At 55.1% G+C, this 11477-nt stretch carries 8 protein-coding genes; 2 read left to right on the top strand and 6 right to left on the bottom strand.

The genetic code is table 11. The features are described 5' to 3' along the window. Positions 1-321, top strand: a 321-nt coding sequence (locus tag AC07PT_RS21110; protein ID WP_494657992.1) for a hypothetical protein, incomplete at its 5' end; no start/stop codon positions are given. 55 nt (positions 322-376) lie between these two features. Here AC07PT_RS21110 and AC07PT_RS21105 read toward each other — a convergent pair. The 4 genes from AC07PT_RS21105 to AC07PT_RS21090 form a co-directional block, all read right to left on the bottom strand. Beyond that, positions 377-922, bottom strand: a complete 546-nt coding sequence (locus AC07PT_RS21105; RefSeq protein WP_494657991.1) for an anti-sigma factor domain-containing protein — start codon at positions 920-922, stop codon at positions 377-379. A gap of 216 nt (positions 923-1138) precedes the next feature. Continuing rightward, a complete protein-coding gene (locus AC07PT_RS21100; protein WP_494657990.1) occupies positions 1139-4204 on the bottom strand; it encodes a bifunctional diguanylate cyclase/phosphodiesterase in 3066 nt (1021 codons plus the stop codon). Between the two features lie 59 nt (positions 4205-4263). Next, positions 4264-5022 carry an ABC transporter substrate-binding protein gene (locus AC07PT_RS21095; RefSeq protein WP_492347453.1) on the bottom strand — a complete coding sequence of 253 codons (759 nt, stop codon included), beginning with the start codon at positions 5020-5022 and terminating at the stop codon, positions 4264-4266. Positions 5023-5263: 241 nt separating this feature from the next. Then, a complete protein-coding gene (locus tag AC07PT_RS21090) occupies positions 5264-5554 on the bottom strand; it encodes a DUF1330 domain-containing protein (RefSeq protein WP_494657989.1) in 291 nt (96 codons plus the stop codon). A gap of 902 nt (positions 5555-6456) precedes the next feature. On the opposite strand from AC07PT_RS21090, the gene AC07PT_RS21085 reads away from it, so the two are divergent. Continuing rightward, positions 6457-7290, top strand: coding sequence for a tyrosine-type recombinase/integrase (locus AC07PT_RS21085; RefSeq protein ID WP_494657988.1), 834 nt, complete (start codon positions 6457-6459; stop codon positions 7288-7290). Positions 7291-7390: 100 nt separating this feature from the next. On the opposite strand, the gene AC07PT_RS21080 is transcribed toward AC07PT_RS21085, so the two are convergent. Next, positions 7391-8833, bottom strand: coding sequence for a replication initiation protein (locus tag AC07PT_RS21080; RefSeq protein ID WP_494657987.1), 1443 nt, complete (start codon positions 8831-8833; stop codon positions 7391-7393). A gap of 1606 nt (positions 8834-10439) precedes the next feature. Next, positions 10440-11477: a ParB/RepB/Spo0J family partition protein gene (locus AC07PT_RS21075; protein WP_492347456.1), complete on the bottom strand. Its 1038-nt coding sequence runs from the start codon at positions 11475-11477 to the stop codon at positions 10440-10442.

The following is an 11477-nucleotide window of genomic DNA, read 5'->3' as shown; positions in this document are numbered from 1 at the left end:
AAAACTTTTTTTCTTTTCTACCTCAGCAGCTTCACCATCTGGCAACCACCGCTTTCAGCAGAGCCTCGAATTATACACCGCTTTTTACAGCAGCAAACTCAAAACCAGAAAACTTCTCAAACCACTCTCAACATCCACCCAACCAAGCACCCAGAGCCATCAGGCCCCAGCCACCTCGCTAAGCACTGTTCTGTGCAGTCAAGCCCGCTAGTATACACAGAAAATGTCGGCCGAATGACGATCAGCCAAATTTCGAATGCTTTGGCTTTTCGCCCCAACAGCGACGAGACCCGCATGACAAGCAAGCCACCCCTTTTGTGATCTGTCGACGTGTTGCCGGTGGGCCCGACCAAACGTGAGAAGCGAAGCCGTCGCTTCAGATCGCTTTTTGGACCAACCAGCCTTTGAAAAGATAAGGAAGCCGCGGCCCCTGGCGGTCATTGACGCCTCCTTTTTCTTCGACACTGATCGCAAGCTCAGTGACACCAGTCAGGTCGGTGGCCTTTGCAGGTAACTGCAGGGTCTTATAGCGACTCAGCACCAGGCCCAAGGAACGCGGCGGCTTGTTCCCAGCCTCCAATGCCCACACCTGCATGCTGTCTTCCGGGCCCTCGGTGACATTGTTGAGGCGCTGTAGCTGCAACATGCCCGCCCCGGGATCAAAAGTCACCAGCAGAGCCGCTTGCTGCTTATCGTCCAATAACACGGAGATGTAGCGAACTTGGGGAACCAGTTGCAGCTTGGCTTGAAGGTGTCCGATCTGGGCCTTCAATTGTTCGTACATGCTTGCACTCGCTGCCCACCCCACCAACAGCACAACCATCATGGAGATAGCGGCGAAGCGCCACCATGGGCTGACCCTACGCTGGATGATCTCAGGTTGATTGGGAACTTGCGGGTCAGAAGAAGACATATTAGGCATGGGTGACGCGTTCAAAAAATGTGGAGATCAGTATCCAGTCGCGGGACAGTATGCATCGTTGTCCACGATGGGTCTTGGCCCGCAATGCCTTTGGATGCGCCAGCGACCTCCTGGTCAAATCGACTGAAGGACTGTACTTGCTGGCTATTGCAGAAACTCATGACGGCAGGCGCTCCCCTGTCTGCTTTTGGGTAAAGAAGGTGGAAACGACAGCGCTCATGCGTGAGCTGCCGCAGGGTCCATAACCTGGACGATCGGCTCTGAATTGCCCCATCGAGGATCAGGCAGCCACGACGCTAACCAGTGGGGCACCTGCGCGGCACACATCGGAGGGGCGATGGCCAAGCCCTGGCCCCAATCGCAGCCCAGTTGAAGCAAGACTTGACCATGTGCAACGGTTTCCACACCTTCAGCGATCACTTTGCGGCGGAATGCCTTGGCCAGCCCCAGCACCCCCTCCAAAATGGCCAAGTCTTCTGGATCCTCCAACATGTTGCGCACGAAGCTCTGATCAATCTTCAGCAATTGAGCCGGTAACCTGCGCAGGTAGGTCAGTGATGCATAGCCCGTCCCGAAATCGTCCAACGCAAATCCAATTCCGATGTCGCGACACTCACGCATCAAACGTGACACTGTCGGGATGTCGTCCAGCGCGCTGGTCTCGAGAATCTCCAATTCAAGTTCACCAGCCTTGAGCTTGGGGTGTCGTGTCAACGCGGCCTTCAGCTGTTCCATGAATTGCGGATGCTGCAGATGCGCTGCATCGACGTTGACACTGATCGGAATGGATAACCCCTGCGCCCTCCACCGCCCCAATTGATCCAACGCGGCGTCGAGTACCCACTCGCCGACCTGGACGAGGAGGGGCTCTCCCTGAAGGGCCGGCATGAATGCAGCAGGCAAAAGCAAGCCCTGCTGAGGATGGTGCCAACGTATCAGCGCCTCCACGCCGACCAATTGGCCTGTCCGCATGTTGACTTTGGGTTGGTAATACAGCTCGAATGCATGGTCTCGCAACCCTTCACTGATGGCGGCCAAGGCCTTGTGCTGGCCTTGCAATTGGCTGTCCTGCCGGGCGTCAAACATTTGGTAGCGGTTGCGTCCCATCAGCTTCGCCAAATACATGGCTTGATCTGCCTGCCGGAGTAGTTGATCGGCGTCCACATCATCGTCCTGTGGATAGAAAGTCACTCCCATGCTGGCGGAAACTTCCAGATCAAGACCATCAATTCGCATCGGTTGTGATGCACGCAGTCGCATGCGCTCAAGAATGGGGAGGACCTCCTCGGCATCGGTCAGTTCCCCCAACACAGCGACAAACTCATCACCCCCCAAGCGAGCCAAGGTGTCTCCGTCTCGCAGGGCCTGCTGCAATTGCGCAGCCAAGACAAGCAGGAGTTTGTCGCCTTTGTCATGACCAAAGCCGTCGTTGACGGCCTTGAATCCATCGAGATCCAGAAATACGAACGCCAACTTTTTGCCATTGCGCTGAGTCTTTCGCATGGCCTCATTGAGGCGCAGGGACAGCAGAACGCGGTTCGGCAACCCCGTCAGTGCGTCGTAATGCGCGATGCGTTCGAGTTGCATCTCATGCTGCTTTTGAACCGAGATGTCCGAAAACAGGGCGACATATCTGAGCGGCAGACCATCAGGCCCCATCACTGCATTGATTGTCAGCATCTCTGCAAACACCTCACCAGACTTGCGCCGATTCCAGATTTCCCCGGTCCAACGGCCATCGTGGCGCAAGGACTCCCACATGGCCGCATAGAAGGCTTGTGTTTGCCGACCCGAATTGAGCATTCGAGCGTTGTGCCCAAGAACCTCTTCACGCTTATACCCGGTGATGCGTTCGAACGCCTCATTGACTTCCACCAAATCGGCATCGGCGGTCGTGATCATGATGGCTTCATTGGCATGGGTGAACACGCTGGCAGCCAGTTGCAGGCGCTCTTCAGCCTCTTTGCGTTCACTGACGTCAGCAATCAAGCCGGCGTAGTGGCTGACTTGCCCACTCTCGTCTCGCACGGCGTTGATTCGCAACAAGGCGGTGTATGTGTGTCCCGCCTTATGGCGATTGATGATCTCCCCTTGCCAACGTCCGACCTTCAGAATTTCTCGCCACATTTGCGCGAAAAACTGAAGATCATGTTGCCCCGAGGCCATAAAACGAGGATTCCGCCCAAAGGCCTCAACCGCACTGAATCCAGTCACCCGCTCAAACGCAGCATTGGCCGACAAGATCCGAGCCTCTGCATCTGTCACGATGATGGCATCGGTGCTGCTGTCAAAGACGCTGGCGGCCAGTCGCCGCTGTTCGGCCAGTTCTGCCTTTTTGTGATCCAACCGACGTTGCCACCAGACCAGGGCAATGCCAACGCACAAGAACGACAGCAGGGTAGGAACGACGACGCTCAATAGCTGGCGGGTTTGCACAACCCAAGCTGTCAGCACCGCGTCCTGATGCATTTGCACTGCCAGCACCATGGGGTAACGACTCGACGCCCGGTAGGCACTCAATACAGTCTGGCCATCGGGTAGCACTTGGCGCAACGTACCGCTTTCGGTCGCATTCAACAGATCCGGCACCCGTCCGGCCATCCCAGCCTTGCCAGGCTCTTCGACACTGCTGGACGACATCAGCAGTACATCGTCATACCGCAACCATTGCACATGGCCGAGTGAATTGGACAACAAGCGTGCAGCGTGGTTGATGAAGTAATCAGGATTCAGACTGGCCAGCAGCCAAAGGCGGCGTGAATCCCCGGGCAATCGCCTCACCATCGGAACGAACCATGGCTGGTCTGGCTCCAGGCTACTGCCCGCTTGATGCTGACGAGCAGAATATAAGTCCCGTCCTGACACAGGCAGACCAATGCGGATGACATCCGCATCAGGTTGCGCCATGGGGAAATAGACCTTCAAGTCCACCACCATGCCAAGATTCGCCGGATCGGAGCTGGCAACCACACGGCCATGCTCATCCACCAACGACAGTGAGCGCAGCGATGGCGATGGGCGCAATATGTCAAGCAACCGAGGCGTTGCCTTCTCCGCATTCGCAGGAACGCTCAATCCCAGGGCACTGAAGTCGACGATTTGCAGAGTCTGCGTCAAATGCTCCTCAAAATTCCTGGCGTGAATCTCGGCCGTGAGCAGGGCATTGTCGAGTGCGTCTTGCCTGGACTTCCACAAGACAAAGCCCAATGCGGCCAACCAGCCGGCGAACAACGCAAGCAACAGTGCCCCAAGAAGGGGGCTTTTGTGGGCAGCCGTCGACATGGGGCGCGCTGCCACAGAGGGCCGAAGCGATTCAATCATTCGCACAAACAAACAGCCACTTACTTGGCTACGATGGGTTCAAGACCATAGCGGCGAGCATTGAGCAGCAATCGGCCGTCCCGTTTCATGTCTGCCAAGATCTGATCGACACGCATTTGCAGGCGCACATCACCGGGAGCCATCGCCCACGCGTATGGGGTAATGTGATACGTCTCGGGAGAGGTGACCAGCCGGGCCCAATCATTGAAATCGAGCATGCGGCGACTGAACGGATAGTCGGTCATGAAGACATCCGCACGCCCGGATTGCACTTCCTGCTCCCGGGCGGCAGGTGTGTCCACGATGCGCAGCTCTGCGGCCACCAACTTGTCCTTCATCACCGATTCATGCAACGTGCCTTTGGCCACCACCACAACCGAGCCAGGCCGATCGATGTCCTCCCAACGCTGGACGCGGCGATTGCTTTTGGTGGTAATGGCGTAGATATCACTTGCCAAGTGAGGCTGGGTGAAGCGCAACTTGTCTTTGCGCTGTGGCGTGATTCCAATCGCGAACATGGCGATATCGCAGCGATCCGACACCAAATCATCGACCAGCGTCGCAAAAGAACTGTCGACGAAATACACAGTCGCACCCAAATCCCGCGCGACATCGCGGGCGTTGTCGATATCGATCCCCGCCAACTGCTGTGTCTTGGGGTTGCGGTATGAGATTCCGTAGTAATCGGGCCAAATACACACGCGCAGCACGTGCTGGGTCTCGACGCGGGTCAACCGATCTGGCCCAGCGGCCCACGACGACGAGACAGAGAGAAGCAAGCCAGCGCTCAGGGCATACCTGAGCGGCGTTCGGAAATTCATAAGGTGCGACCTGGGCAAAAAATTGATGCCAGATCCCCTTGGAGTGAACGCTTTGAATTCTGCGCAGCAAGCCTTGTGCCATCTCACCCATCCAGCAGGGTCGAAGAATAGCGAAGGCCCCCCGCCTGGAGGTTGACTCGAATCAATCTGCCGGCAGACAGACAAAGCACTTCAGAGTGCTTGAGCAGGCCTCATGTCCTCAAATGCCCTCTAGCACAAACGCTGTTCGCTTGGCAGACGCTTTGCTGATCGGCAGGATCGCTTGGTACTCCGCAGAGTCGTAAAAGCGATTGGCTGAAGCCACATCCGGAAATCGCACCACGACGACCCGGGTCGGAGCCCAAAGATCCGTCTCTTTCATCACCATGGCACCTCCACGTGCCAAGTATTCTCCTCCAAACGATTCGGCAAGCGGTTTGGCTTTGACTTTGTAGTCTTCATAGCGCGCGGGGTCGTGAAGGTGTGTATCAACAATCAGATAGGCCGGCATGAAAAGTCCTTTGCGCAATGTGAAATGCCTTCAATGCGCCCCGGTGCTGTCGTTAGGCTGGGAGATACATTGCTGGCGGAGTTACTTGTGAAACAACATTTTTGATCATTTCAGGATGTCTATGGTGTTGAGACCGGCATTCGTCTTCAGTCGACATCCGTTTTCACCACAGAAAGCGCCGTGTCATCCTGTTGGTACGCACCGGTGATATAAAAATCGAGCCTCAGAATGAAATTTGGGTCATCCCGTATCGCTGGGCTTTCACATTTTTTCAAATGATCCCAGATTCCCAGCCCCCGCACGCGCACAGCGAAACATCCACCCATTCGCCCACTTCCGCCCACTCTCGGCATGCCACAGCGGGGGACATTTTTTTCATCCTTTTGTTGATCGCTGTCGTTCTTGCCATCGTTGGCATGCTTTGTTTTGGCCTGTACACCAAGCTGACGCGTTGATCAATGGATGCGACGTCCAGGCCCACCGTTGCCCTGTCAAGCGGTACAGGACCATCAAGTACTTGGCTGTGACGATCTTTCACGCGTGAATATTTTTTGAGGTGGCCCAAAGAATGTGATCTCCCGCAGGAGCCACCCTTCTGGAGAAATGGCGTGCCCCAACCGCGGGCAGGCGCTTGCCACCGCCCTGATCAGCCATGATGCTGCAATACTGGGCACCGTCGGGGTTGAATGACTGTGCCTCTTGAATCAACATCAGTCTCTGTGCGCCCGATGCAAACACACCCTACGAATCCACGACCCGCGGGTGACGATTTTTTTGACCTCTGGTTGGCTTTTCGCCAGAGAGATCCCTACGACCCCGTGTGTGCCACCGCGACACGCCGCTTGTATACCAGCATCTGGACATTGTGGCTGAGGCATTTAAGTCATCGTGCCGTGCACTGGATGGACGCCAGTCCACTTGACGTGGCTCAATTTTTGAAGCAGCTCAAAGCACGGCGAGCCCAAACCGATGATGGCAGGGTCAGACTTGTGAGCGAGGTCTCGCAAAAACGTTACTGGCAATTGCTCCACTGGGTTTATGACCATGCATCGAAGCTAGGGCATTGCCAACATGTGCCTACCGGCGAAATGCACGAGTCTGATCGCCCCCGCAAACTCAATGATGATCCCACGATCCTTGACCCCGCTCTGTGGCGCGCATTGCCTCTGGCCTTTCCGCAGACTGGGCACTGTGACATTTACGGAATACGTGATCTGGTCATTTTGCGACTGCTTTATGAACACGGGTTGACCAGTGAAGAGGTGCGCGACATGCGGATGACGGATCTGGTGTGGAGTGATTCACAAGAGCCAGAGCTTCGTGGGAGCGTTACCTCAAGGGTGACAGGCGCCCACATTCGAGGGTCACGTAGTTGCCAAGAGCGAACAATTGAATTCTCAAGACCTCTCTGCAATGCAATGGATCATTGGCTGACTGCCAAGGCATTGCAGGCCAAATACGACGCACGGGAATGGGTGTTTTTGTCTGATCGTGCCAACCAGATCTCTGTACGAATTCTGTTTCATTTGGTCAGCCGAACCATCGTCAGTGCCGCTCAACAGGCGGATCTGCCATTGCCATTGCGCTGTGGCCCGCAGGTTATCCGCAACACCGTGATCCGAGAAAAACTAGACCAGAAATGGCCCGTCGACAAGATCGCTACCTTCGCTGGTCTTAAGAACCGTGAGAGTGTCTGGCGGCATGCCAAATGGAACCCAGGTCAAGGATTTTCCTGAAACTGCGGACCACATGGGGTCTGGGCCCCGTCATTGATGCATCTTTTTGACGTCGCCAAAGACTGGTTTAACAAGCGTACACATCTGAAGCAGCGCTGAATCAGACTTTGGTTCCTGAAGCGGTTTGAAGAAAGTCAGCCACGGCTTTGTCATCTGGTTCACCCCAAAGGCGAACGGCCAGCCAGTCATAAAAATGAACTTGGACAATCTTGGCCTCCAACCCTTTTCTCTTGGCGGTTGAGGCAAGGGTCTTGTTCCCAAACGACTCCATCTGGCTCAAATACTCGTGCCAGATGTTGTCACTTTCCCGACGGGTCATTTCCAGGAACAGGTTTTGTGCTTCTGTGCGGCGATGTGACACCAAATCCAGCCGCGCTCGCTTTGCATCCCTTTCCATCTGTGCCTGATTGAATTGGGCAGGCGCTTGGGTTGCTGCGGATTGTTCTTCGAACACCATCCCGTCTGCGTAGTTGTTCTTGATGGCGGCTTTGAGATACGCCGTGGGGTTGCGCAAGGCGGCTGATTCTGACACCGCAGCGCTTCTTTGCTTCACATAGGTCACGTTCGCCATCACACGTTCGGCGCCGTAGGTGGTGACGATTGAAATGGCTTCGGTGGCCTTCAACCCCAGGGCTCGCAATTCAGCCTCCGCCACCTTGATCGCCTCTTTTGCGGCATCACCCAGCAACAAGGGGAGAACTTCAACGGTCTTGGGTTCAATCCTGAACTGAATTTCGACGACGACACGACCTTCCTTGTGTTCGATCAACTCCAAGTTCAGGTGAGTCAACCGGTTCACTTCTTCAATGGCCGGCAGCAAGGTGTCTCGCTTGAAGTATTTGTATTCAAACGCCGCTCCATGGCCTTGGGGCTTGACCCTCAAGTACATGTCCCATTCCTCTGGGGGTTTGCGGAAGGTCAGTTTGGACGGGTTGGTTTCGTACGCGACCGCAATTCGGTACAAGTTCAAGGCCGACTGATTCTTCAGTTCGCGGGCCATGATGAGGTTCAGTTCGGAAAACTGCTCAAGTTCACGCACGCCCCGACTGATGTCGGGGGGAAGACTGACCTCGACGATGTTTTGGGAAGGGCTTCGAATGATCTTTGCTTGCGAGAGCAAGCTACTGACGGTCCATTGAGTACCGCCGGAATTCACCTCGTTCCACTCGACTTGCACGGCATTGAGAGATCGGAGGGTCGATTTCAAGCGTTCGTAGTTGCTCTTGTCCCCGAGAAAGTCCATCAGGACCGGCATGGGAATCTTGTAGGTGTCTGCTTTGGGCTGCTGCTGGATTTCTCTGACGATCTTCAGCCAGGTCAGCATCATCTGGCGGGTGATGGCCCCATTCATGGGTTTGAGCGCAATGCTTGGCATTGGCTGTTGGACCACCTGCGCGACAGCGGTCGCCCCTTTGCGGGCCGCCTGCTGGGCGGGACTGTCTTGGGGCCCCTCATCCATGAACCCTTCCGGGTGCTCGTGGAAGTCCTGTTCATCGAACAGACTTTCGGAAGGGGTTTCAGTTCGCTTGCGTCGCGTGGCCATGGTGAAAGTTTACCACTTGATTTTTTTCACCTGAGGCAAGTCACGAAACACCCTCGGTAGAGTGTTTAGAAGATAACACTTGAATACTTAGAAAAGACATAGAGAAGGCGGAGATCGTTATCTGGCGCGGCTTCCAGGGCATCGAGGTGAGTTTTTTGTTGGGATGCAGTGAGACTTTTGTTGTGGCAAGGTGAGTGGATTGTTGTGCGTTGCGCACTTTAGGTGAGTCGCTTGTTGTACTTAGGTGAGTGAGTTGTTGGGATAAATGCACCTTAGGTGAGTGTTTTGTTGGGGCTGCATTTTTTTCAGATTCATTGCGGCCTCCCGGTGGCAATGTGCCCTGGCTCATGGCGTGACGCAAGGTTTTTGGCCTTTTTGACCGCTGTGATCTTGAACCGAGCAGTCAATTCGTCGAGATCAAGTCGCCTGCCCCTCCTTAGGTGAGCTTTATGTTGGGGGTGTCCTGTCGTGGTGTTCATTGACAGGTGAGAGGTTTGTTGGGTGCTGAGCTGCCCCTGGCACTTGGGTGAGAGTTTTGTTGGGGGATCAGTCTGGTGATGTGTGTCAAATTTTGGTGAGAGGAATGTTGGGGGTCTGACATGGTCGGTGATCAGGTTTCAGGTGAGCTATTTGTTGGGTTCGGCCTTCTTTGCCGTCCAAATTCAAATGGTGAGACTTTTGTTGGGGGGCGTTAAGGGCTTCTCTTTTCGTTGACCCATGGGCACCCAACAAAAGTCTCACCTTTTCGACTTAAAACCCTTCGGATACCCCAACAAAAGGCTCACCTTGCCCTGTTCCTGATGTCGAAATCCACGCAAAGGACCCAACAAAAGTCTCACCTTTCGAAGGCTCACGGATGGCCTCGATACGCTGTCATCCCAACAAAACGCTCACCTTGGTGGAAGATTTCCGATCTAGGTGTTTCAGCCTAAATCTGATGCAGCGCCTTCTCTCCAGGCCCAACATTTTTCTCACCCAAGACCATCAGGTGAGAGAAATGTTGGGGGTGTTTTTGAAAAAAGTAAGTGCTGGCTTTCGCAAAATGACCTGAATATCCTCATATCTCTTGAATTCAGGTGCAAAGGTGAGAGTTTTTTTGGGGTCCAAAAAACAAGCAATGCCCTCCCCCAACAAAATGCTCACCTAGAGGGTCTTGCCATCAACGCCGGCGTGTTGTGGGTACGAAATGGTGCCGCGTTGAACGTTCACGTTCTGGCCGGTACGAGGCGCTGTAGAACTCCATTTGCCTTGTGACGAGGCAAGGTGAGCTATTTGTTGGGGTCGCCTTGTTCAAACTGGTCAATTCCTTCCATTTGAACGCGCGTTGATACCCGTCTGTGGCCGGTCAGAAGCTGAAAAATCTCGAAAGGTGAGCTTTTTGTTGGGGGGAAGCGTTCGAGCCGTTAATGCCTCCCGCTGCAACCTCACCTTTCCCGAAGGGGCAGGAATTCGGGTGGCTTCAAGCCAAGGTGAGGGTTTTGTTGGGGGATGTGGAGCCCCCACTCTGATGGGGAGGCTGCTGCTTCATTCGATTGAAGCAGCAGCGGCGCCGATGGCGCCACGTGACCGTGAGCCCCATGTCCCGGTCAGCCGGTCAGTTTGGCACTCAGCTCAGGATTTCAGCCGCGGGTCCGGAATTGTTCGGTGTTTCGGCCAGGTCGAACCTGCTGCGCAGTTCTGCGACCAATGCTTCCCGGTCAGTCGTATCGGCCAGGACAATTTCAAACGACACCTTGCCCGAGTCCCATTCTTTGAGGTGGCCAATCAGCTGTCCGTTGCGTTGAATCTTGTACTGACGAGAAATCTCCTTGCGCTTGCGCTCCCGTGGAGACTGCACTTTTGCCCTTGCCTCCTGAATTTCCTTGCGGCCGGCTTCCCCGTCCTTGACCAACTTGGCCATGGCCAACGCACTGGGGGTGTCAACGGCCTGCTCATAGAGCACCAACTCATACAGTGCGCTCATGGCGAATGCCTTGGGGTCTTCTTTGAGGACCTCGAGCACTGGGGGCGAAAGGCGCAGTATCGCCAAGGTTTTGTTCACGTTGGGCTGTGATTGGCCTGTGGCCTCAGCAATCTCGGTTTCACTGGCAAACACACCCTGATCCAGCAAGGATCGCCATGACAGCGCGTTGTCCAGCGCAGTCTGCGTTTCCCGTTCGGCATTTTCACGATAGCTGTGTGAATACAACTCACGATCGTTCAAGGCGTCATAGACCATCAGGTCCATGGTTTTTGCGCCAATCAACTTCAGAGCCCGCAGCCGATAGTGACCTGCAGCCAACACGTAACGACCGCCTTGCTTGGCAGCCAGCCCCGGAATCTCCTGACCATGGGCACTGATGCTTGCTGCCAGCTCACTGACTCTTTCAGGTCGGTAGATATGGCGTGCGTTGAAAGGGTTGACGTCGATCAGTTCAATGGCCACCTTTTCGAAGCGAGCCCCTGAAGAATTGGTTGGCTGCACCTCTGGGATGGCCTGCGCTTGCGAATTCAGCCCGATCGGGCTGTACGACGATCTTGGGGTTTCGTCCGCAGGGTGCGTGTGCACCAGGTCCTGGGCATGGCGAAGTCGGTCCCCGATGGTTGGCGCACTCTTGGCGGCCAGGGCTGCACGGGCAGCCATATCACCTTTTTTAATATTCAT

Source organism: Curvibacter sp. GW821-FHT09D12 (assembly GCF_059416245.1).
Note: the sequence above shows the minus strand (reverse complement) of the source record. Positions and strands in the feature narration are given on the sequence as shown.